Origin of the sequence: Bartonella rochalimae ATCC BAA-1498 (assembly GCF_000706645.1) — a bacterium.
In the GTDB taxonomy this organism is placed as follows: Bacteria; Pseudomonadota; Alphaproteobacteria; order Rhizobiales; family Rhizobiaceae; genus Bartonella; species Bartonella rochalimae.
Map to the genome: position 1 here is coordinate 50,434 of NZ_KL407337.1, position 23,492 is coordinate 73,925.

The following is a 23,492-nucleotide window of genomic DNA, read 5'->3' on the forward strand; positions in this document are numbered from 1 at the left end:
ATTACGCCAGTAGTCGGTTTGGGACAGGTTTGTGGTCTGAATTTACCGATAAAAGAGCGGGGAATGAATAGCGGACATGATATACCCGCATTCAAACTGCAATCTTGACCTGCAGTTTGTGTTGTTCGTTCTGAGGAATGGGGTGGTTTGTAGTACTTAAGGGTGAACAGTTATGTCTCAAATTGATAGTTTTAATTGTCGCAGAATTTTAAGTGTTGATGGTAAAGAGTATATTTATTACAGCTTGATTGAAGCAGAAAAGAATGGGCTTGAAGGAATTTCCCATTTACCATTTTCGATGAAAGTTCTTCTTGAAAATTTGTTGCGGTTTGAAGATGGTCGCGTAGTCAAGAAAGAAGATATCCTGAATGTCGTTCAGTGGTTAAATGATAAAGGGCATTCTGGTGTGGAAATTGCTTATCGCCCTGCACGTGTTCTCATGCAAGATTTTACAGGTGTTCCTGCTGTTGTTGATCTTTCTGCTATGCGAGACGCTATGGACAAGCTTGGAGGGGATGCTGAAAAAATCAATCCACTTATTCCTGTAGATCTTGTCATTGATCACTCAATTATTGTTGATGATTTTGGTAATTCAGGGGCATTTAAGACAAATGTCGGATATGAATATGAACGCAATAGTGAGCGCTATCGTTTTTTGAAGTGGGGACAGCAAGCATTTAAAAATTTTCGTGTTGTTCCTCCTGGCACAGGGATTTGCCATCAGGTAAATCTAGAATACTTAGCACAATGTGTGTGGACAAAAGCTGATAGTAGTTGTCAGACAGTTTATCCTGATACATGTGTAGGAACTGATTCCCATACAACCATGGTTAATGGTTTGGGTGTTTTGGGTTGGGGTGTTGGTGGTATTGAAGCAGAAGCAGCAATGTTAGGGCAGCCGGTTTCAATGTTGCTACCTGAAGTGATTGGTTTTCGTTTAACTGGTAAACTTAAAGAAGGCGTAACAGCGACTGATTTAGTCCTTCTAATTACGCAAATGTTACGTAAAAAAGGTGTTGTCGGTAAATTTGTTGAATTTTTTGGTCCTGGACTAAAATATATGACACTTTCTGATCGTGCTACGATTGCAAATATGGCACCAGAATATGGTGCAACTTGCGGTTTCTTTCCAATCGATAAAGAAACAATCCGTTATCTTAATATGACAGGGCGTGATGAAAGTCGCATTGCTTTGGCGGAGGCTTATTCTAAGGCGCAAGGAATGTGGCATGATGAGGAGGTTGGAGATCCTGTCTTTAGTGATACAATTGAATTGGATATGGGAGATGTTGTATCTTCTATGGCTGGTCCCAAGCGTCCAGAAGGGCGTATTTCCTTAGAAAATGTTGGGCAAGGTTTTGAGCAAGCACTGGTTGATGATTATAAGAAAATCAGTAAGCAAAATGATCGTTATAAGGTTGAAAATAAAGATTATGACATTGGTCATGGAGATGTCGTTATTGCTGCCATTACCTCTTGTACGAATACATCAAATCCAAGCGTTCTTATTGCCGCTGGTCTTTTAGCGCGTAATGCTGTAGCGAAAGGTCTCAGGAGTAAACCATGGGTTAAAACTTCTCTTGCACCGGGATCGCAGGTGGTTGAAGCTTATCTTCTTGATTCAGGTCTTCAAAAAGATTTAGACGTTTTAGGATTTAATCTAGTAGGATTTGGGTGTACGACATGTATTGGGAATTCTGGTCCTTTGTCACCAGCTATTTCTAAAGTCATTAACGATAATGGTTTAATTACTGCAGCAGTTCTTTCAGGTAATCGTAACTTTGAAGGACGTGTATCACCTGATGTGCAAGCAAATTATTTAGCTTCACCTCCATTGGTTGTTGCGCATGCGCTAGTAGGAACAGTGCGTAAAGATTTAACGAAGGAGCCTCTTGGTATAGGTTTAGATGGTCAACCTGTTTACTTAAAAGATATTTGGCCGACTTCTGAGGAAATACAGGAGTTTATTGAACAAAATGTTACTCGTAAGATTTTTATTGAGAAATATAGAGATGTATTTAAGGGAGATGAAAATTGGCAGAAAGTTCAGGTTCCAGCTGGTGTTACCTACTCTTGGGATGATCAGTCAACTTATGTGCGGAATCCTCCTTACTTCGATAACATGCTTAAAATTCCTGGTACATTAGCAGATATTAAAAATGCGAGGATTTTGGGTTTATTCGGTGATAAGATTACGACTGATCATATTTCTCCTGCCGGTTCTATTAAGATTGATTCGCCTGCAGGAAAATATTTGATTGATCATGGTGTTAAAGTAGCTGATTTTAATCAGTATGGAACACGTCGTGGAAATCATGAAGTTATGATGCGTGGGACCTTTGCAAATATCCGAATTCGTAATTTTATTCTTGGAGAAAATGGTCGTGAAGGGGGCTATACAGTTCATTATCCGTCAAAACAAGAAGGATCTATTTACGATGTAGCAATGACATATAAACAAGAAGGAGTTCCCCTTGTTGTTTTTGCTGGTATTGAATATGGTAATGGATCGTCTCGAGATTGGGCAGCTAAAGGCGCTTATCTTCTTGGTGTAAAAGCAGTAATTGCTCAATCTTTTGAGCGTATTCATCGATCTAATCTTGTTGGGATGGGAATTGTTCCTTTTGTCTTTGAAGCAGGTACAAGTTGGCAATCGTTAGGATTAAAGGGTAGTGAGAAAGTAACAATTGAAGGAATCAATGATTTGCAACCTCGTCAGAAGATAACAGCTACAATAACTTTTATTGATGGCACAGAGAAGAAAGTGCGATTATTATGTCGTATTGATACTGAAGACGAATTAGATTATTTACGTCATGGTGGTATTTTGCAATATGTTTTACGTAATTTGGCAGTTTAAACAATGTAAGCAATAGAAACTCAATTTACTTGTTATTGGAAATATATATTTATAAAGTAGTTGATTGAGGAAATGCTTCGCTAATTTTATACTTATTTAAAAAATTAATTGACGTTAGCTTGAATGTTAAGTTATAAGTTTATAGGTAATGAATAGCTGTGTAGTTTGGAATTGTTTGTCTCAGTATCAACAGAGTTTAAACTGTTTGTACTGATCAGTTAAGAGAGATATGTTTATGGCAAATACACCTTCAGCTAAAAAGGCTGTCCGTAAGATCGCAATGCGTACGCAGTTCAACAAGGCTCGTCGTTCGCGTATTCGCACTTTTATTCGTAAATTGGATGATGCTTTAGCTTGTGGTGATAAAGCATTGGCGGAGGTGGCATTTAAAAATTTTGAGCCTGAAATTATGCGTGCGGTTTCTAAAGGGGTTTTTCATAAAAATACTGCAGCCCGAAAAGTTTCGCGTTTGGCTAAACGTTTAAAAGCTCTTAAAGCTTAATTTTACTATATTTATATAATTAAACTTCGCTCATTAACCAGCATCTAAATCGGTGCTGGTTTTTTAATTCATTTTTCTCAGGAAAGTGATTTATTGATTACTTTCAAATAAGTATTGTTGTTTTTTATATTTAGATAGTTATCCACAAGTGTTGTGGATTTCTATAGAGTCGTTTTTTGTCAAGCTTTTTTTATTTTTTATTTTTAATACATGAAATCTTTAATTATCGGTAAACTTTACAAAAAAAAAGTTATTTGAATCAATAGTCTTTCTTATTTTCTTTTTGCAAATACAAATTTATAGTCGTTTTTTATGATCTTTTGATTTCATTTTAGCCTCTTGCATTTTACCTGTGCTGTTTTGTATGTTCCTTATGAAAATTGAAAATACGCAAGGTTTACGTCAGGTAAGTGTTCTATATCATATTTTATAGAGAATGCTTTATCTTATGCTCTGTTTGTGGATGCATGTTAAGCAGTTTTTAGCGGTGTTTTTTAACTTTCATTATTGATTGTTTTCAGTTTCGGAAAGCGTATCATACAATTAAACAAGATAAATCTTATTGATCATCTTTGTTAGTAGGGTTGTACTAAGACTATCCTAAGGGGAGGATGAATAATCTTATTTGGGGAAGGGTGTGTCTCTGCTTTCGCCAGACAGATTTTAGCTGTTTGGTAGGGCGGGATTATAGTTTTTTTTGGGATAAAAAATGGTGAATAAATTGAATTCTAAAGCTAGTTCCTTTAAAAAGGTTGCAGTGGATATCCTATCGACAGAGAAAATGATAAATGAAATGATGAAGATAAAAGGGCCAGTTAGTGTTAAGTCCTCTTTAGGACCTCTAGTTTTTTCAGAGGAAGAGGGCGCTGCTGCTTTTGCACGTGTAATGGCGCAGTTAAAAGCCCAAATTGGTGTTGAGGCTTATACGAGTTGGTTTGGCCGTTTGAAACTTGCTGAGTATAATCGTAATCTTGTAAAACTTTCTGTTCCTACAGCGTTTTTACGTTCGTGGATCAATAATCATTATAGCACTCTTTTAACTACTTTATGGCAGCAGGAGAATTCAGCGATTCTTCGCGTTGAAGTTATTGTCCGAAGTATGGAACGTGTTTCAAAAGGTTTTTTATGTGGATCTAATAAAAGCTCGATTGTGATTGAGCCTGAAGAGCAACCTGTTTCTTCTTTAGTTGAGAGTTATGCCGAGCAATCAGTTAAAAGTAATCAAGAGGGTGTTTTTGGTTCTCCACTTGATTCTCGCTATACTTTTGAGAATTTTATTGAAGGTACTTCGAATCGTGTTGCTTTGGCTGCAGCGCGCTCGATTGCAGAAGGACATAAAAGTTCTTTACGCTTTAATCCCCTTTTTATTTATGCGTCTGTTGGTTTAGGAAAGACACATTTGCTTCAGGCTATTGCAGCAGCTGCGCTTAAACGTTTGACACCTGCGCGGGTTATTTATTTGACTGCTGAATATTTTATGTGGCGTTTTGCTGTGGCCATTCGTGATAATGATGCTCTTTCATTCAAAGAGCAATTGCGTGACATTGATCTTTTAATTATCGATGATATGCAATTTTTACAAGGGAAATCAATTCAACGCGAATTTTGCCATTTGCTGAATATGTTACTCGATAGTGCCAAACAAGTTATTGTGGCTGCTGATCGTCCACCAGCAGAATTAGAATCGCTTGATCTTCGTGTGCGCTCTCGTCTTCAAGGAGGTGTGGCTCTTGAAATTGAAACGCCAGATTATGAGATGCGTTTGGCAATGTTGCGCCAACGATTAAAAGTTGCACAACAAGATGATAATATGATTACAATTTCTGATGAGATTTTGGAATATATTGCTAAAACGGTTTTAGGATCAGGTCGTGATATTGAGGGAGCTTTTAACCAGTTGTTATTTCGTCAATCTTTTGAAGTTGATTTATCTTTAGAGCGAATTGATGAATTATTAGGTCATTTGACACGTTCAGGTGAATCGAAACGTATTCGAATAGAGGAAATTCAACGTACTGTTGCACGTCATTATAATGTTTCTAGGCAGGATTTATTGTCTAATCGTCGAACACGTACAATTGTGAAGCCACGGCAAGTTGCGATGTATTTGGCAAAAGTTTTAACACCTCGTTCATTACCTGAAATTGGACGCCGTTTTGGGGGGCGTGATCATACGACTGTTTTACATGCTGTACGTAAAATTGAAGATTTAGTTTGTGATGATCAAACTTTAGCTAAAGAGCTTGAGTTACTTAAGCGATTAATAGGAGAACATGCCGCATAGTATTATAATCTTTTTCTGATTATTAATAAGATCAGAGGAGATTGATAAAAATAATAATTTTGGTTTGTATTAAATTTGTATTAAAATCTTGCTATTTTAAAAGAAGTTTATTAAAATTTGAGCATATGGCAATTGTAAGTCAATTGATTGCTTTTGGTTTATCGGATTCCTATAGTTATTTTGGATAATAAGTTATAAACAGGGATTTTTATGCGCGTTACAATTGGTCGCAGTCAGCTGCTCAAATCTCTTAGTCGTGTTCACCGTATTGTGGAGCGTCGTAATACTATTCCTATTTTATCAAATGTATTGATAGATACAAGTGATGGAAGGATGCAATTAAAAGCAACAGATCTCGATCTAGAAATCATAGAAACTTCTTCAGTCAATCTTGAACAAGCCGGGGCAATAACTGTTCCAGCACATTTGCTTTATGATATTGTTCGCAAACTTCCTGATGATAGTGATGTTATTTTAGACGTTAATGAAAATCAGGCAAGTACTATGTCTATTACCTCTGGTTGTACTAATTTTCAGTTGCAGTGTCTTCCTAAGGTAGATTTTCCGGAATCACTTCCAGGTCAGTTTAGTTGTCGCTTCTCTTTGTTAGCATCAAGATTGAAATATTTACTTGATTGTACGCAGTTTGCTATGTCTACTGAAGAGACACGTTACTACCTGAATGGTATTTATTTTCATGTCATTTATGATGATATTTTGAAGTTGCGTTTGGTTTCTACTGATGGTCATCGTTTAGCACAGGTTGATATAGAAGCACCTTCGGGAGCTGATGGCATGCCAGGTGTTATCATTCCTCGTAAAACTGTGGGAGAGTTGCAAAAACTTCTTGGGGAAGAAGCCGATAACGATGTGTGTATAGAGCTTTCAGATACAAAGATTCGTTTTTCTGTTGGGTCTGTGATTTTAACATCAAAGCTAATTGATGGAGTATTTCCAGAATATCAACGTGTTATTCCATTAGGAAATGATAAAAAGTTGATTATCAATCGGCAAGATTTTTCTGCTGCAGTTGATCGTGTCTCAACAATTTCAAGCGATCGTGGGCGTGCAGTAAAATTGATGATTGAAAAAGGGATTGTAAAACTTGTAGTGAACAATCCTGATTCAGGGAGTGCAAAAGATCAATTGGTTGCGGATTATGTATTTGATCCCCTTGAGATAGGTTTCAATTCAAGATATCTATTGGATATTGCAGCACAACTTTCAAGTGATGAAATGATTTGTATGTTTGCTGATTCTGCGGCGCCAACATTGATTCGTGGAAATGGTGATACAAATGCGCTTTATGTGCTGATGCCTGTTCGTGTTTAAGGATAATGCGTTTTGCGAAGCAGTATTGGCCATATACATAAAGTGGCTGTTAGACAACTGAAATTAGAAAATTATCGTAATTATTGTTCTTTAGTTCTTCATTTATTAGGTCATCATGTCGTTTTTACAGGTCGTAATGGTGCTGGCAAAACCAATCTTTTAGAAGCACTGTCTTTTCTTTCTCCTGGTCGTGGTTTGCGGCGTGCGGCTTATTCTGATATCAGTTATTCTGAGGGAAGTGGTACAGGGTTTGTTGTATTTGCGCGTCTTCAGTGTGCACTTTATGGTGAAGCAAATATTGGTACAGCTTTAGAAGTTAATGATGGTGGTAGAAAAGTACATATTAATGGTGTGAATGAAGCAAGTGATTGCTTAATGGACTATTGCCATATTAGTATATTGACACCTTCTATGGATGGGCTTTTTATAGGGCCTGCACTTGATCGACGTCGTTTTTTAGATCGTATGGTTTTATCTATTGATTCTTTGCATGGCCGTCGTATAGCTGATTATGACAGAGTTATGCGTGCACGGAATCGTTTATTTTTAGATGGAAATAATGATCGTGTTTGGTTAGATGCTTTAGAGGTTCAAATGGCTGAACTTGCAACAGCCATTGCAGCAGCGCGGGTTGATGTTATTCAGCTTTTAAATGATACGTTTGCGCAAGTTTCTTCTTGTGTACCTTTTCCAAGAGCTTTTTTACAAGTTGATGGTTTTTTAGAAAAAGCGCTTAGAGAAATGTCTGCTATTGAAGTTGAAGAGCAATTTTTGAATCGATTGCGTAACAATCGTGCTATAGACTGTGTTGCTGGCCGGACATTAGAAGGTCCACACCGTACAGATTTACAAGTTTTTTACGCAGATAAAAATATGAATGCGACATTATGTTCAACTGGTGAACAAAAAGCTTTATTAGCAGGCTTAGTTTTGTGTCATGCACGTTTAACAAGTATGATATCTAATATGACGCCTATTTTCCTTCTCGATGAAATAGCTGCTCATTTTGATTCTCACCGACGCGCTGCTTTATTTGATATTCTTGATGATTTAGGTGGGCAAGCATTTATGACAGGGACAGATCATATTTTATTTGACTCTTTAAAAGGACGGGCAGAGTTTTTTGAAATTGAAAATGGTGTTTTATTGCAATAAGCAATGTATTAATAACTTTTTATGAGCAAATAATTGAAATAAAAGGCTCATCATATCTACGATTATAATGGTTTTGAATGATCCTAATTTAAACTTTTTAGTACACATGAGCTAGAAATTTATAGCACTGCGACTTTAGAAGATAGTGAAAGATCATGTAAAGATCGAGCAGTAGGATTTATAATAACATTACACTTCTTATCAAATTATCAAAGTAATTGTGCAAATCAACTCGTAGATTGGATATAAACAGTCATTGAAGTGAGTGTCAGATTGATTATCAATTCAATTGCTTATAGTTATACGTCTTTTGCAGTTTTTGATGTATTAAAAATATTTTTAGAACTCACTAGAATTAATGGGAAAAGTTCATTATTTTTACAGCAATAAATGGGGTTATTGTTGGATGCTGTTGTGAAGGATATTAGCTTATATTTAAATATATTGATAAGCATTTTAATATAGTTTAAAGGCTAAAACTGGTTAATGGCAATAAATTTGCTTGATAATTTTTGTTTGAATAAATAAGATACATTTAAGAGACATTATTGTTGTATATTAATGAGAACTGCTAGGGGGCATGTACGGGGAAGATAGGAATGAGAGACTTTATTCAACAAATAAAGATACTCGCGGTTTTATGGATGGCATTGCTTTTATCTAGTTGTAAAGTTGATGTTCTTCAGCCTGCGGGATATGTTGCGCGCCAACAGCTTATTTTAATTATTTTATGTGTTGTTGTTATGTTATGCGTTGTAATTCCAGTAATGATTGCAGTGGTTTTTTTAGCTATAAAATATCGTGCTTCGAAAACAACAGAAGATTATTTACCGGATTGGGGACACTCAAATAAAATTGAAGCTTTTATGTGGGGCATTCCAGTTATTATTGTAATGGTTTTAGGGCTATTAACAGCGCATTACACTTATAAGCTTGAACCCTCAAATGCTCTTCCTACGGATGTTGTTGGTGAAGAAAAGCCTTTGCAAGTGGATGTTGTCGCACTAGATTGGAAGTGGTTATTTATTTATCCTGAATATGGTATTGCATCGGTTAATGAAATTTATGCACCACAAGGTCGTCAAGTATTATTGCAAATAACATCAGAGAGCTCAGTTAATGCGTTCTGGGTGCCAAAACTTGGTACAGTTATTTATGCTATGCCACAGATGAATGCTAAATTACATTTAATGGCTGATAAACAAGGTGTATTCAATGGCAGCTCAGCAAATTATAGTGGTGATGGTTTTGCAAATATGCGTTTTAAATGGCATTCTGTACCATTGAATGATTTCGATAATTGGGTTGCTAAAGTTCGGGCAAATGGTCAAAAGCTTGATCGTTTATCTTATCGTCAACTTTCTGTTTCTCCTCTTATGGGTGATATTGCTGCGAAAGAGAAAGACGCTGAAGTGCGTTATTTCGCTCCTGTTGAAAAACAGCTTTATTATCGTATTGTCAATCGGTGTGTTGGTGAAAATGTCATCTGTAATGAAGATTTAATGAAGCGGGCTGCTGCTCAGACGCTTTGGGGTACACTTTGTTCAGTTTTTGATCCAAGTGCTATTTAGGAAATAGTTAATCGAGAAAGAAACCATTTTTAAATAAGGATTCTTTTCAATTAGAATTAAATTTGTATAGGATAGAAAATGTTTGGAAGACTTACAGATCCTACAGCAGCTGCTTTTCATGCACTTGCACATGAGCCAATTGTTCTTTATACGTGTATTGCAATTATTTTGGGCGGTTTAGCTGTTATTATTGCTTTAACAGTACTTGGTTGGTGGAAAGTTCTTTGGCAAAATTGGATTACGACTGTTGATCATAAACGAATTGGTATTATGTACATCATTCTCGGCATTATTATGCTTGTTCGTGGTTTTGCTGATGCAATTATGATGCGAACACATCAGGCTTTAGCGTTTGGAAGTGAAGCAGCAGGTTATTTACCTCCTGAGCATTTTGATCAGATTTTTTCAGCACATGGTGTGATTATGATTTTCTTCATGGCTACACCAATTTTATTTGGTCTTTTCAATTATCTTATACCACTTCAGATTGGTGCCCGTGATGTTGCATTTCCATTTGCGAATAATCTAGGATTTTGGATCACAGTTGCGGCAGCAGTATTAATTAATATATCACTTGGTATTGGTAATTTTGGTCGTGGTGGTTGGTTAATGTATCCACCTTTCTCAGAATTGCAAAATAGTCCAGATACAGGAGTGGATTATTATTTATGGTCTCTTCAGCTTTCTGGTATTGCAACAACGATGGGATCAGTCAATTTTGTGGCAACCATTATCAAAATGCGTGCTCCTGGAATGACGATGATGAAAATGCCTGTTTTTTGTTGGTCTGCTTTTGTTAGTAACATTCTTATTTTAGTTATTTATCCTGTTTTAGCTGTTGCGTTTGTACTCTTGGCAGCTGACCGTTATTTAGGCATGAATTTTTTTACTAATGTTGCTGGTGGGAACCCAATGGTGTGGATTAATTATGTTTGGGTTTTTGGTCATCCAGAGGTTTATGTTTTAGTTGTGCCTGCCTTTGGAATTGTTTCGGAAATCGTCTCAACATTTTCTTCAAAGCGCCTTTTTGGTTATGCCTCAATGATATGGGCAATTGTAGTGATCTTGGTTCTTTCGCTTCTTGTTTGGGGGCATCACTTCTTTACAATGGGAGGAGGTGAAGCTGTGAACACTTTCTTTGGTATTGCTACGATGATCATAGCAGTTCCGACGGGTGTTAAAGTCTTTAATTGGTTATTGACTATGTATAAGGGGCGGATTCGTTTCGAACCTCCAATGCTTTGGTGCATGGGAATGATTTTTACGTTTGTTGGTGGCGGATTAACCGGTGTTTTGATGTCGATTGTTCCTGCTGATTGGCAGTTTCATAATTCTTTATTTTTAGTTGCTCACTTCCATCATACGATTATTGGAGGTGTTGTTTTTGCTTATTTAGCTGGGTTAGCCTTTTGGTTTCCAAAAGTTTTTGGCATTAAACCAAATCGTATATTAGGTATTGCATCTTTTTGGTGCTGGTTTATTGGTTTTTACCTTGCTTTCTTTCCAGTTTATCTCCTTGGATTAATGGGTGCTACGCGTCGTCTTCAGCATTATATTGAGCCAGGTTGGCAGCCGATGTTTATGGTTGCTGCAGTAGGTGCTTTTATTATTCTTCTTGGTATACTTTGTTTTGTATTACAAATGCTTTTAGCAATTTGGTATGGTATTAAGCATAAAGGGCGTTTGCCGGTAACATCAAATGATCCTTGGGGAGACGCACGAACACTTGAGTGGTCTATTTCTTCTCCTCCTCCTTCTTATAATTTTGCAGTTATTCCAGAAGTGCAGAGTGAGGATGCCTATTGGGATATGAAAAAGAGAGGTTATCAGCGTCCGACAAGTGGGTTTGCAAAGATCCATATGCCTTCAAATACATCAGCTGGAATTATTGCAGGCTTTTTCTCATTAATTGTTGGCTTTGCTCTTGTTTGGCATATTTGGTGGCTGGTTATTTTAGGATTAGTTGGATTTGTTACAACGATTATTTATCATTCATTAATGGGTGATCATCATGGTTATTATATTTCAGCCGAAGAGGTGCAAAAAACAGAAGATATCTTCACAGCTGTTTTAGAAAAACAAGGGGTAAAAGTATGAGTGCGACAACAATGAATCATGTATGCACGGACGAACATCATCATGATCATCATAGTAGTTCAATAATGATATTTGGATTTTGGGTTTACATTCTTTCAGATTTAGTTTTGTTCTCAACATTGTTTTCGAGTTTTGCTGTATTTTCTGCTTCTTATGGAGGAGGTAAAGCTGGTAATGAGTTTATTAATTTAAACTTTGTTTTGGTTGAAACAGCAATTTTATTATTATCGTCAATTACTTATGGGTTTGCTATGGTGTATGCTCATAAGGGATCTCTTGCTAAGCTACGCGTTTGGATGGCAATTACCTTCGCGTTTGGATTATGCTTTGTTGGAATGGAAATTTATGAATTTTATGAACTGCTGAATGAGGTGTTCTATTACGATCCTAATGCTTATGCTGGTGTTGATCCTACAACAGGCATAAAATCTTTTGGGCGAAATGTTCTATCTGCTTATTGGTCAGCATTTTTTGCGTTGGTTGGTACCCATGGTCTTCATGTGAGTGTCGGTTTATTGTGGATGGTTGTAATGTTTTTTCATCTGCGTCGTAGTGGTTTGGATCAGGATAATAAAACACGTTTAACATGTCTCTCAATTTTCTGGCATTTACTTGATATTGTTTGGGTTGGTGTCTTCACCATGGTTTATTTGTTAGGAGCACTGTAATGAGCGTGTATGATAAAAATCATGAGCCAAGTATTGGTTCTTATCTAGTTGGCTTTATTTTAGCTGTTCTTTTTACTTTAGGTTCTTTTATTCCTGTAATGTATGGATTATTAGATAGTTGGGCTATTAGTACAAAGGTTATTTATCTTATTGGGATGGCACTTATACAAATTATTGTACAAATTGTTTTCTTTTTGCATTTGAATTCTGGTCCAGATGCCAGATGGAATCTAACAGCTTTATTGTTTACAGCTATGTGTGTTTTCATTATCATCGGTGGTACTTGGTGGGCTATATCTCATTTGAATTATAATATGATGGGCGGTTCGGGGCGTATTGTTGGACCAGATATCAATACAAATATATTAGAAGAAAAATCCATTAATGTACCAGAAACAATTGAGAGTGTGCCAGAAACAATAGAGCAGCCCTCTAACACTTTCGAGACGATTGAACAAACTCCAGAAACAATAGAACAGCCTTCTGAGATATCAGATCAATAAAGCAACTTTTTTGAAGAGAAGAAAATCAGTAACCAATTGTTAAAACTGTTATTGTGAAGATAGAGCCTTTTAATTTTAAAGCTTATAACGTGGCTTTTTGGTTATTAAGGGGTGTTAAATACATTTTTAAAGTTTAAGGTACTTTTCAACTTTATAGTTTTTTACAATAGACGTTGCTGCTATTTTTCGTTGTGTGAGTTTTTATTTTCTTGAGCTTCTTCGCTTTGTTTTAGTTCTTCAAGTGTTGGCATAGACAAGACGTTATAGCCTGAATCGACATAATGAATTTCACCTGTAACACCTGATGATAAATCGGAGAGTAAGTAAAGAGCCGCATTTCCAATTTCATTAATATTTACAGTACGACGTAGAGGTGCATTACGGCGTTGGTATGAGAAGATTGCTCGTGCAGATGCAATGCCATTACCAGCTAATGTCCGAATAGGTCCAGCTGAAATTGCATTAATACGAATATTTTGAGGCCCAAAATCTGTCGCTAAATAACGCACCATAGCTTCTAAAGCTGCTTTAGCTATACCCATGACATTGTAATTAGGAACAACTCTCTGTGAAGCTCCATAAGTGAGTGTTAATAATGCACCACCATTAGGCATGAGTTTACCTGCGCGTTGAGCAATTTCAGTAAAGGAATATGCTGAAATAACCATTGTACGATTAAAATTTTCACGTGTTGTAACATCAACATAACGCCCCTTTAATTGCGTTTTATCTGAGAAACCAATAGCATGGACAACAAAATCAATAGTTTCCCACTCTTTTTCAAGATATTCAAATGCACGATTGATACTTTCAACTTTTTCAACGTCACATTCTAATAGTAATTTACAACCAAGCTTTTCTGCTAGTGGCTGGACGCGTTTTCCAAAAGCTTCTCCTTGATATGTAAGAGCCAGCTCAGCTCCTGCATTTGCTAATTGACAAGCAATACCCCAAGCAATCGAATGGTCATTTGCAATTCCCATAATAAGACCTCGTTTGCCCTTCATCAAACCTTTCATATTATTCTCCATAGACTATGCTAGTTTCAATACACTAAGAGTTCCTGCTTATGTATAACGTTGGAAAACAAGCGTTGCATTGGTACCACCAAAGCCAAAAGTATTTGATAATACGGTATTAAGTTTTTGGTTATCGAGACGTTTACGAACAATTGGCATATCGGAAAAAGCTGGATCAAGTTCTTCAATATGAGCACTTTCACAAATAAAATTATGATTCATCATCAACAGTGTATAAATTGCTTCTTGAACACCTGCTGCACCTAAAGAATGCCCAGTTAAAGATTTTGTGGCGGAGATGGGGGGACATTGGTCTCCTCCTCCAAAAATACGACGAATTGCATCTATTTCAGAGGAATCACCAACAATTGTTGCTGTTGCGTGAGGATTAATATAATCAATTTTATTTTTTATGGTTGCAAGAGCCATACGCATACATCTTTCTGCTCCTTCACCAGATGGAGAGACCATATCATGACCATCGGATGTAGCACCATAACCAACAATCTCGCCATAAATTTTAGCACCACGTGCTTTAGCTAATTCCAGTTCTTCAAGAACCAAAACACCAGCTCCACCAGCAATGACAAATCCATCACGATTAATATCATAGGCACGTGAAGCTGTTTCTGGTGTATTATTATATTTGCTGGACATAGCACCCATAGCATCAAATAAAACAGATAATGTCCAATCCAAATCTTCGCAACCACCTGCAAAGATGCGATTTTGCTTACCGTATTGTATCATCTCATAAGCATTTCCAATACAATGATTGGATGTAGCACAAGCTGAGGAAATTGAATAATTGATCCCTTTAATTTTAAAAAAGGTTGCGAGAGTTGCTGAAGCTGTAGAACTCATTGCTTTGGGGACAACAAAAGGTCCAACGCGCTTTGGACCTTTTTGGCGTGTAAGATCAGCAGCTTCAACAATTGATCGAGTTGATGGTCCTCCAGAGCCCATAATAATACCAGTATATTCATTTGATACTTCATTAGGTTCTAAACCTGCATCAGCAATTGCTCTATCCATAGCAATCTGATTCCACGCTGTCCCATAGCCATGGAAACGCATGGCTCGCCGATCAACAAATTCTTCTATGTTAATATTCGGTTTAGCATAGACTCTACTCCGGAAACCTAATTCAGCGTGCTTGGGTGCGTAGCAAACTCCTGATTTTGCTTCATATAAACTCGTTAAAACAGTTTGAAGCTCATTTCCAATTGCGGAGATAATACCCATTCCGGTTACAACAACTCGATGCATTCATACCTCCTTGTTTCCTATAGAGTAATAAAATACCTTTAACTTGTTGAAAGAATGTCTAACTTTCTTTAAACAAAGCGACACGTAAATCATTGGCTTTATAGATTGTTTCTCCATCTGCTTTTAACCATCCATCTGCTATTCCTAAAACCAAATGTCCACGTCGAATACGTTTAAAATTTATTTCATATTGAAGCAATTTAGTTTGCGGAGTTACCATGCCTGATAATTTTACTTCTCCTGTTGAAATAGCACGTCCTTTTCCTAGTTCACCTAACCATCCAAGAAAAAAACCCGTCAATTGCCACATACCATCTAAACCAAGACACCCTGGCATAACAGGATCGTTGATGAAATGACAATCAAAAAACCATAAGTTTGGAGTAATGTCAAATTCAGCACAAACTACTCCTTTGTTATATTCTCCACCAGTTTCACTGATTTGAGTGATTCGGTGAATCATTAACATTGGAGGTGCAGGTAATTGTGCATTACCTTTACCAAACATTTCGCCGCGAGCGCAGCTTAAAAGCTCTTCATAAGTGTAGTGAGACTTTTGTTCAGCCATTGTTATTTCCATATTTCTTTTTTATGCCTCTATCCTAATCTACTTTTAGAGCAAATTTTCAGGAGAGGGAAATGATTTATATTATTTATGGTGAAAAAAGTTTTTTATGTTTCTTATTACAAAGGATTATCATTTAAAATATTTATTATCTTGTTTTTTCATTGTGTTTAAATTGCAAACCAAACTTGCATATGCATGTAGGAAGATTTATAATATCATAGATGAGTACTGATGACTTGAGATTGAATAAAAAAGAACGATTTATCGGAAATCGTAAGGAAGTTGTGAATTGCCATTCGTTATCTGAGTTAAAAGAGCGTTTGCGTAAAAATGGTTTGCGGCCAACGCGCCAACGATTAGAACTGGCTAATATGATTTTTTTTCAAGGTGATTGCCATGTGACTGCTGAGGAGTTATATGAAGAGGCAGTTAGGTCCGGTGTGCCTGTGTCCTTGGCGACAGTTTATAATACTCTTCATCAGTTTACAGAAGCAGGTTTATTACGGATTATTGCTGTAGAAGGTTCGAAAACTTGGTTTGATACGAATACATCTAATCACTATCATTTCTATGTTGAGGGTGAAAATCGTATTCTTGATATTCCTTGTAATTTGGAAGGTTCTCCTATCATTGAAAATCTCCCTCAACCACCAAACGATATGGAAATTTCACATGTCGATTTAATCATTCGTTTAAGGCCAAAGAGTTCTATTTAATTTTACGGACTTCAAGGATTGTATGAAGAATAAAAATAAAATGCTGATAGTTTAAGCTTTTTTAATTTTTAATTTTTTCGTCAGGATAAATTCCCCATAATTGGGTTTGATAAAGCCAGCCACGAGCGTTACGGATGTCTAATTCACACCAGATTCCATTACATTGGCGAATAGTACCGATGATATTAGGTTCTATTTCTGCTACAATTTTCTCATTATCTCCTGGATTTTTACGTAACATGAGTCTGTGTGTTTTGTCCTTTTGCCACGGAATAGTTATTGCAGTTCGTTTTCCTGATAAGAGTGACTGGTAAATCCATCCTTCATCTCCTTCTGCATCACGAACTTTGCGCCATTGATCATATTCTTGGATAATTTCAATAGGGAGTCCCTGCTTTTGATAAGTAAAGATAATAGAATAATTATTTCCTGGCCCAACACGCATATTAACACGAGCAGATTTTATCGAAGCAAATCGTGGAAGTGGTAAACCACTAGGACCTAAATCTTGATTGAGTGTTTGCGAATGTGAAAAGGAAAGAGACCCAAATAGAAGCCCTCCTGTCATTAATATACATGATAAGAGTACAAAAAAACGAAACCAAATAAAATGTTTCATATTTACACCTCTTTTTCTTCATTTATGTAATTTGCCATTTGAGATACGGAGGATAGATTCGAAACTTTATTCGAGCATGGCATACATTTGGTTAAAAAGGTCTAAATACTCCGAATATTATTATAAAAAATAGCTCAAATAGTATATAGGTTTGAAAATTTTTATGTCAGTTCAATACAATCAATCAGTCATGTATTTGCTATGAAATTTTTTCTACAAAGTAGTAAAATATATGATTTTTTTCCTGTTTATGAAATGTAGTGCCACTTTAAAGCGTAGCGCTTAAATTAATATCATAAACTAGATATCTTGATATGATAAAAATTCGTTTCCAAGTAAAGAGTAATGATTTTTGCATAGAAAGATGATCTAAGGTAATCGATGATATCGAGCATGAAAAAGTTTTGTTTCTTGCAAAATAAGATATCTCATTAGGAACATCTGACAATTTATTTCTTGCTTTACATAAAATACATAACGTATTAAATAAAACACATAATGTATTAAATTAAAACAATTGCAAAGATATGATAATACACTTTTTAGTTGTTAAGATATATCTTTCGAGATGTTAATTTTGATTGGAAGGAAAAAATTGAGGCAAAATTATGCTTAAAGTTTTTAAAAATTATACTTACGTTTGTGCTTGTACAACAAGTGCTTTTTTCTTTTTGCAAAATATAGATGTTAATGCGACATCTGAAATGAAAGATTGTTCAGAGAATAGTTCTTTTCTTAAATGTTCTGATGGTAAAACACATACTTTTACAAGTAAGACCTATCAATCAAATGAGCAGAAGGGTTCTTCATTCTCTAAAGCAGTATCCGCAGAAAAATCAGGCACAGTTATTAATGCGAAGAACATTACCATTACTAACTCTAACACAGGTGTATTTGCAAAAGAGAATGGAAAAGTTATTTTGCAGGATTCAATTATTAAGGAAGTAGCAGAAGGCCTTTCTGCTAGTGAAAATGGTGCAATTAAAATGGTGGGTGGAACAATTAATTTGAATTATGATGAGAGGAGTATAGGAGTAAGCTCGTGGAGTAGTCAAGGAGTAGAATTAGAGAATGTGCATATTATATTGAGAGAAGGGAAGGAACAGCGTGCTAATATGGGTTTATATGCTGGATGTTCTCCTAATAAGATGTGTAATGCCAAAATTACAATGATAAATGGGTCAATAAATGCTGTTGGTACAGGTGCTGTAATAGATAAGGCATCTCAGGGTAATATTTTCTTAACTAATGTAAAAATTACAGTGAAGAATGGTGGAAGTAATGAGTATCCTTATGATTCGTTAGGGATGTACATCGCCAATAATAACAGTAAGCTTAAAATGATAAATGGGTCAATTGATTTTACAAATGGAGTTGGGGTGTTTGTAGAGAAACAGGGGCATGCTGATTTATATGGTGTTATAATTACTGGAAAAAACAATGATGATAAGGGAAAAACAGATGATAGAGGTGGATTATATCTAGATACAGGAGGGTCTATTTTTTTAAAGGATGGGCGAGTTTCTGTTTCTAATACTTATGGTATAGCAATGTATCAGTCTATAGACAGAAGTATTGTAGGGGAAAAGGTTGATATTGAAAACTCAATTATTATAGCTGCAAAATATCCAGCTATTTATATCACAAAACAAAATTCTTTAATAAGAAATTTTGATACTCATGAGAAAAAATCTATTATTAAATTATCAAAAAATTCCAATATCTCTGGTGACCTTTTGTTACAAGCCAAGGGAGGTGTTATAGAAGTTCAGGCTGATCAGTCTATCCTCAAAGGGGGAGTTTCTATTGCTAATGAAGCTCTTGCAAATTTTAGTTTGAAAAATAATTCAACCTGGACTTTGACAACAAGAGAAAATAACGATTTTATAGATCAAAGATATTTGAATAACATCGCATGGTTTATAACATCTTTAGAACTGGATCATAGTATTGTTCAGTTTGATACGCCAAAAAATGTTGTTTATCAAACACTTAATATTGGAAGAGGATCGGGTGTTGTTTATAATGCTGCGAACGACGCAAAGCTTCACTTGAATGTTTTTATTAGTAAAGAAAATAACATTAACGACCAAAAGACTGATAGGCTTTTGATTCATGGTGATGTGTCGGGTACGACTACTATTTACATTACTAGCCAAAATGGAAGTTCCAAAGATGATATAGGGAGGAATGGGAATACTCAAGGTATTTCGCTTATTCAGGTTTCCGGTAGGGCGCAAGAAGATTCCTTCAAACTGAAGGGGGATTATATTACAATCGATGGTTCACCTTATCAGTATGTTCTTTCTGCTTATGGCCCAGGTTCTTCTAGTGGTCAGGCTAGTCTTGATCAAAAGTTAGTTAGTGGTAATGGAAGTGATTTTTGGGATTATCGCCTGCAGAGTAAATATATTTCTCCACGAGTACAACCATCACCACCAAAACCAGCGCCAGTACCACCGGAATCATTACCATCGGTACCGGAACCACCAACGCCATCCAAACCACAGGATCCCAGAACACCAGATTTACCTGGAAAAAGAATACCGGCGGTTGTGCCACAACTCCCAAGTTATTTGCTTTTACCTCATGCTTTATTTCATACAGGCTTGGTAGATGTAAGTAATCAACATGAACTGTTGGAAATCATACAAAATGCTTCTCATGAGCCTGATAAAAATAGAAAGACAAGCTTTTTTATCCGTGGTTATGGTAGTAACCATCATTATACTTCAAATTTATCCGTTTTTGAACATGGTTATGGAGCTGATCTTGACTATAATAATGCGACAGCAGGAATTGTATTCAATACATTAGAGAGTAAAGATAGTGCTTCGTCCTTTGGAGTTATGGGCGGTTATGGTCAGCTCTCTCTTCATCCTCGTGCAGTTAAACAAAGTCAAAAGAGTGTTTTTAATAAATGGTCGGGAAAGCTTTATGCTAATTTGCATCATGATACAGGCGTTTATGCAAATGGCTTTATCTCTTATGATTTTTTTAAGGGCGATGTTGTCACTCTTTCTCGTGGAAAAACAGCAGAATTAAAAGGGGGGCTTTTGAATGCTTCTTTGATAGGCGGTCATGCAATTATAACAGGCTATAATGGTCTTATTATTGAGCCGCAGCTTCAAGTTATTTATCAGTCTCTCATGTTTGATCAAGCGCGTGATATTGATCGGTTTGATATTGATTTAGGAAGCCATGATCAATTGATAGGGCGGATTGGTGGTTGTTTAACGAAAGTTGTTTCTGCTTCCGAAAAAGCACATGTTGTTTCCTTTTATACCAAACTTCATGTTGCGCATAGTTATGAAAAGAAGCGGATAGTGCATTTTAAAGACGCTTTTCAGTTAGGTGCATTTGGTTCTACAGTTGAAACAGGGATGGGTGTTCATGCTCAATTGTCTAATACTATAACATTCCATGGCGATTTGTTATACCAACATAAATTAACCAAAGCCGGCTTTTCTGGAATTAGTGTTTCGGGTGGCTTGCGTTATCAATTTTAGCCTTTAAAGATTAGTCTTGTTTTTATTTTGAACAATTATTTGTGAGTTTCGTTAAGTTGTTTAGCCAAACTCACAGAGATTCTAATTTCCAGGAATATTTCTTTATATCTTATGGCCATATCAAGGTGTTAACAACATATTGAATAGTAGTTTACACATTTAATTTAATGACAGCTTATGCAAAAAGATGAAATTATTTATGTTAAAAATAACTTCATTTACCCTTAAAAGAGTCTATAAATATGAAGCTTTTAATAAATTATATAGAGATAAATTAGAAATATTTCATTTTGTTTATATGATTCTTATTAAAAAAATAATCTATAATATCAAAAGATTAAATATAGAAAAATTTGTTATTAAAAGAATTATAGAGTGTATTTACAAATATTAAAAATTCAAAGTAATTCGATAAATAAAATGTTCTAAAATAGCATTTAAGATATTACGCTATTAAATTTTGTAAGATGTTATTAAAGTGGTCGACGTTTTGCTACAGGATATTTGTGATTTTTAGCAATTCGTTCAACTGCTTTTTCTAAAGGTTCAACCATAACATCCATAGAATAACCATTTGAATGAATAATATTTTCATAGTCAATCATAATTGCAACATGACCTTGCCAAAAAATCAAATCACCTCGTTCAAGAGTATCAGTATCTGTTAGTGGTTTTCCTATAGTTTGCTGTTGCATACTAGTATCACGTAAAACTGCTTTCCCTGCCATCATCATAGAAAGTTGAACTAGTCCAGAGCAATCAAGACCAAAGCCACTAACACCTCCCCAAAGATAAGGTGTGCGAATAAAAGTTTGAGCAACAGTTACATAATCTTTGAACGTATGTTGAATAGGATGAAGATGAGAAGAAATAATAGCTGTTCCATTTTCAAGAATAGAATACATTGTACCACGTGTTTCAGTTACATCAACAACGGTTACTTTACTTCCCATAGACAAAGCACGTTCTACAGCCTTTTTTAAATCAGCTTGCGAATATTGGAAAGTACGAGGAACTGAAACAATATGCGTTTGTTTTATGGTTGATGTGCAAAGAATTTGTGTATCAATATAACCTACATAACCATCTTTAAGCGATTCTACCTTTGACATGGTTTCATCTTGCTCAAGGAGTAAGATTTCTTCTCCGAAGAGGCATTCTGTTTGCCTTTCGCTTTTCTTACTGTTTTCTTTAAATAGACCTGCAACAGCTGTATTAACGCGTCTTCTTTCTCCTTGGACAGAACATGGAGTTTCAAATTGCTGATTTGTGAGGATATCTTGAGATATATGCAACGGTGAATTTTTATAAGGCATTTTTTACCTCTAATGGACTAGCAGCAAATATTAATAGATCTCTTATCCAATAGAAAGAATAAAATTATAAAAAGAATAAAATTATAATTTGTCCAAATTATTGTACATCCTTACCAATTATTTATATCAAATTTGATCTTTGAAGAGTTTATAAAGAGCACGAATAGCTTGCGCGGTTCCACCGACAGGATAACCTGGTGTTTCTTTTGGAGACCATCCATAAAGGTCAAAATGAGCAAATTTTTCTGCTTTTTCGACAAAAGAATTTAAAAATAAAGCGGCAGTTATAGAGCCAGCAAAGTTATTTCCGGATGTATTATTAATGTCCGCAATTTGTGATGATAACATTTGTCTATAGGGTTTCCAAAGTGGCATTTGCCATAGAGGGTCAGTAATGGAATTTGCTGATTGAGAAATTTTCTGTGCCCATATTGGGTTGCTACAATAAAATGCAGGGAGATCTGGCCCTAATGCTATGCGTGCTGCTCCAGTTAAAGTAGCCATGCAAATCATGAACTGGGGGCTTTTTTCATCACCATAAGTTAGGGCATCAGCAAGAATAAGTCGGCCTTCGGCATCTGTATTGCCAACTTCAACAGTTAATCCCTTACGGCTTTGAAGGATATCACCTGGCCGGAAAGCATTAGCAGAAATGGCATTTTCAACTGCAGGAATTAAAACACGCAGACAAAAAGGAAGTTTTGCATCCATGATTAGTTTTGCTAATCCCAAAACATGCGCACTACCACCCATATCCTTTTTCATTAATAGCATATTATTGGCAGATTTAATATCTAATCCTCCGGAATCAAAAGTTACTCCTTTGCCAACCAATGTGATTTTAGGATGGTTTTCTTGTCCCCATTGTAGTTCAATGAGTCGTGGTGCAATGTTGCTTGCTCGTCCTACAGCATGAATCATTGGAAAATTTTGTACTAAAAGATCATCTCCACAAATACTTGTGACATGAGCATTATAAGTCTGCCCTAGTTGGCGTGTTGTTATTTCGAGAGTGTTAGGATCCATATCATTAGCTGGAGTATTGATAAGATCACGGACCCAAAAGACAGTTTCATAAATTCGTTTAAGTTCATCTAGATCAATTGCGTTATGTACATGGATCGATAGTGATTTAGAAGGGGATTTTTGACGATAGCGGTTAAATTGGTAACTCCCAAATGCTAATCCAAGATAGGTATTCATTTCATTTGAGGTAGTTCCTTCTAAATGCCAATGGCCAGTGGGGAGATTTTTGGGAAGGAGTCCTGTGATGAAAGGATTTTCTTGGTCACCAAGTCCAAATAAAACTTGTTTTAATTGTCCTGTTTCGTGGGGAACAAATAATATTTGTCCTGCTTTTCCAGTAAAGCCATTAACTTTCATCCATGAGGTTTTTGATGAATCAAGAGTTAAATTAGCAAAGTTTTTTGTATCAATTAAGAGGATAGGGCAGCTCTTATCAGAACGTGTAGCAGTGAAATTAATTTGATGTTGAAGCATGTGT

General features: G+C 35.9%; 17 protein-coding genes. 11 read left to right on the forward strand and 6 right to left on the reverse strand.

Annotated features, from left to right (window positions below; genetic code table 11):
- Positions 1-172: 172 nt before the first annotated feature.
- The 9 genes from acnA to cyoD all read left to right on the forward strand — a co-directional run bounded on the left by acnA (position 173) and on the right by cyoD (position 12,972).
- Positions 173-2,860: an aconitate hydratase AcnA gene (gene acnA, locus O99_RS00215; RefSeq protein WP_035005529.1), complete on the forward strand. Its 2,688-nt coding sequence runs from the start codon at positions 173-175 to the stop codon at positions 2,858-2,860.
- Between the two features lie 235 nt (positions 2,861-3,095).
- Positions 3,096-3,362 (forward strand): 30S ribosomal protein S20, encoded by a 267-nt coding sequence (rpsT, locus tag O99_RS00220; RefSeq protein WP_035005532.1) that lies wholly within the window; start codon positions 3,096-3,098, stop codon positions 3,360-3,362.
- 709 nt (positions 3,363-4,071) lie between these two features.
- A complete protein-coding gene (dnaA, locus tag O99_RS00225; RefSeq protein WP_035005534.1) occupies positions 4,072-5,646 on the forward strand; it encodes a chromosomal replication initiator protein DnaA in 1,575 nt (524 codons plus the stop codon).
- Between the two features lie 210 nt (positions 5,647-5,856).
- Positions 5,857-6,978 carry a DNA polymerase III subunit beta gene (gene dnaN, locus O99_RS00230; RefSeq protein ID WP_035005542.1) on the forward strand — a complete coding sequence of 374 codons (1,122 nt, stop codon included), beginning with the start codon at positions 5,857-5,859 and terminating at the stop codon, positions 6,976-6,978.
- 12 nt (positions 6,979-6,990) lie between these two features.
- Positions 6,991-8,133 carry a DNA replication/repair protein RecF gene (gene recF, locus O99_RS00235; RefSeq protein WP_035005543.1) on the forward strand — a complete coding sequence of 381 codons (1,143 nt, stop codon included), beginning with the start codon at positions 6,991-6,993 and terminating at the stop codon, positions 8,131-8,133.
- A 599-nt stretch (positions 8,134-8,732) separates the two neighbouring features.
- Complete coding sequence (gene cyoA / locus O99_RS00240; protein ID WP_035005544.1) at positions 8,733-9,704, forward strand: ubiquinol oxidase subunit II; 972 nt, start codon at positions 8,733-8,735, stop codon at positions 9,702-9,704.
- Positions 9,705-9,782: 78 nt separating this feature from the next.
- On the forward strand, positions 9,783-11,801 hold the full coding sequence (gene cyoB / locus O99_RS00245) for a cytochrome o ubiquinol oxidase subunit I (protein WP_035005547.1): 2,019 nt from the start codon (positions 9,783-9,785) through the stop codon (positions 11,799-11,801).
- Positions 11,798-12,469 carry a cytochrome (ubi)quinol oxidase subunit III gene (locus O99_RS00250; RefSeq protein ID WP_035005548.1) on the forward strand — a complete coding sequence of 224 codons (672 nt, stop codon included), beginning with the start codon at positions 11,798-11,800 and terminating at the stop codon, positions 12,467-12,469. The genes cyoB and O99_RS00250 overlap by 4 nt, the downstream gene beginning before the upstream one ends.
- Positions 12,469-12,972, forward strand: a complete 504-nt coding sequence (cyoD, locus tag O99_RS00255) for a cytochrome o ubiquinol oxidase subunit IV (RefSeq protein WP_035005551.1) — start codon at positions 12,469-12,471, stop codon at positions 12,970-12,972. Before O99_RS00250 ends, cyoD begins: the two co-directional genes overlap by 1 nt.
- A 179-nt stretch (positions 12,973-13,151) precedes the next feature.
- Here cyoD and fabI read toward each other — a convergent pair whose 3' ends face one another.
- Genes fabI through fabA form a run of 3 tightly spaced genes read right to left on the reverse strand, consistent with a single transcriptional unit; the run spans position 13,152 to position 15,828 of the window.
- The gene (fabI, locus tag O99_RS00260; protein WP_035005553.1) at positions 13,152-13,991 is read right to left on the reverse strand and encodes an enoyl-ACP reductase FabI; all 840 of its coding nucleotides are present in this window, start codon (positions 13,989-13,991) and stop codon (positions 13,152-13,154) included.
- A 48-nt stretch (positions 13,992-14,039) separates the two neighbouring features.
- A complete protein-coding gene (fabB, locus tag O99_RS00265; protein ID WP_035005554.1) occupies positions 14,040-15,260 on the reverse strand; it encodes a beta-ketoacyl-ACP synthase I in 1,221 nt (406 codons plus the stop codon).
- A gap of 58 nt (positions 15,261-15,318) precedes the next feature.
- The gene (fabA, locus tag O99_RS00270; RefSeq protein ID WP_035005555.1) at positions 15,319-15,828 is read right to left on the reverse strand and encodes a 3-hydroxyacyl-[acyl-carrier-protein] dehydratase FabA; all 510 of its coding nucleotides are present in this window, start codon (positions 15,826-15,828) and stop codon (positions 15,319-15,321) included.
- A gap of 221 nt (positions 15,829-16,049) precedes the next feature.
- Here fabA and irrA point away from each other — a divergent pair, with 221 nt between their 5' ends.
- Complete coding sequence (gene irrA / locus O99_RS00275) at positions 16,050-16,544, forward strand: iron response transcriptional regulator IrrA (RefSeq protein ID WP_174377789.1); 495 nt, start codon at positions 16,050-16,052, stop codon at positions 16,542-16,544.
- A 61-nt stretch (positions 16,545-16,605) separates the two neighbouring features.
- On the opposite strand, the gene O99_RS00280 is transcribed toward irrA, so the two are convergent.
- Positions 16,606-17,163, reverse strand: a complete 558-nt coding sequence (locus tag O99_RS00280) for an SH3 domain-containing protein (RefSeq protein ID WP_035005556.1) — start codon at positions 17,161-17,163, stop codon at positions 16,606-16,608.
- Positions 17,164-17,771: 608 nt separating this feature from the next.
- On the opposite strand from O99_RS00280, the gene O99_RS00285 reads away from it, so the two are divergent.
- Positions 17,772-20,672, forward strand: coding sequence for an autotransporter outer membrane beta-barrel domain-containing protein (locus O99_RS00285; protein ID WP_035005558.1), 2,901 nt, complete (start codon positions 17,772-17,774; stop codon positions 20,670-20,672).
- A 473-nt stretch (positions 20,673-21,145) separates the two neighbouring features.
- Here the strand turns inward: O99_RS00285 and O99_RS00295 are convergent, their stop codons facing one another.
- Together O99_RS00295 and O99_RS00300 are read right to left on the reverse strand one after the other, a co-directional pair.
- Entirely contained in the window at positions 21,146-21,988 is an 843-nt protein-coding gene (locus O99_RS00295) for a C40 family peptidase (RefSeq protein ID WP_035005563.1), read from the reverse strand.
- A 126-nt stretch (positions 21,989-22,114) separates the two neighbouring features.
- Positions 22,115-23,488, reverse strand: a complete 1,374-nt coding sequence (locus tag O99_RS00300; RefSeq protein WP_035005564.1) for a leucyl aminopeptidase family protein — start codon at positions 23,486-23,488, stop codon at positions 22,115-22,117.
- Between the last annotated feature and the right edge of the window lie 4 nt (positions 23,489-23,492).

Excerpts from the sequence above, each read along its gene's own strand:
- acnA (WP_035005529.1), top strand. The coding sequence starts at position 173 with ATGTCTCAAATTGATAGTTTTAATTGTCGCAGAATTTTAAGTGTTGAT.
- rpsT (WP_035005532.1), top strand. The coding sequence starts at position 3,096 with ATGGCAAATACACCTTCAGCTAAAAAGGCTGTCCGTAAGATCGCAATG.
- dnaA (WP_035005534.1), top strand. The coding sequence starts at position 4,072 with ATGGTGAATAAATTGAATTCTAAAGCTAGTTCCTTTAAAAAGGTTGCA.
- dnaN (WP_035005542.1), top strand. The coding sequence starts at position 5,857 with ATGCGCGTTACAATTGGTCGCAGTCAGCTGCTCAAATCTCTTAGTCGT.
- cyoA (WP_035005544.1), top strand. The coding sequence starts at position 8,733 with ATGAGAGACTTTATTCAACAAATAAAGATACTCGCGGTTTTATGGATG.
- cyoB (WP_035005547.1), top strand. The coding sequence starts at position 9,783 with ATGTTTGGAAGACTTACAGATCCTACAGCAGCTGCTTTTCATGCACTT.
- O99_RS00250 (WP_035005548.1), top strand. The coding sequence starts at position 11,798 with ATGAGTGCGACAACAATGAATCATGTATGCACGGACGAACATCATCAT.
- cyoD (WP_035005551.1), top strand. The coding sequence starts at position 12,469 with ATGAGCGTGTATGATAAAAATCATGAGCCAAGTATTGGTTCTTATCTA.
- fabI (WP_035005553.1), bottom strand. The coding sequence starts at position 13,991 with ATGAAAGGTTTGATGAAGGGCAAACGAGGTCTTATTATGGGAATTGCA.
- fabB (WP_035005554.1), bottom strand. The coding sequence starts at position 15,260 with ATGCATCGAGTTGTTGTAACCGGAATGGGTATTATCTCCGCAATTGGA.
- fabA (WP_035005555.1), bottom strand. The coding sequence starts at position 15,828 with ATGGCTGAACAAAAGTCTCACTACACTTATGAAGAGCTTTTAAGCTGC.
- irrA (WP_174377789.1), top strand. The coding sequence starts at position 16,050 with ATGAGTACTGATGACTTGAGATTGAATAAAAAAGAACGATTTATCGGA.
- O99_RS00280 (WP_035005556.1), bottom strand. The coding sequence starts at position 17,163 with ATGAAACATTTTATTTGGTTTCGTTTTTTTGTACTCTTATCATGTATA.
- O99_RS00285 (WP_035005558.1), top strand. The coding sequence starts at position 17,772 with ATGCTTAAAGTTTTTAAAAATTATACTTACGTTTGTGCTTGTACAACA.
- O99_RS00295 (WP_035005563.1), bottom strand. The coding sequence starts at position 21,988 with ATGCCTTATAAAAATTCACCGTTGCATATATCTCAAGATATCCTCACA.
- O99_RS00300 (WP_035005564.1), bottom strand. The coding sequence starts at position 23,488 with ATGCTTCAACATCAAATTAATTTCACTGCTACACGTTCTGATAAGAGC.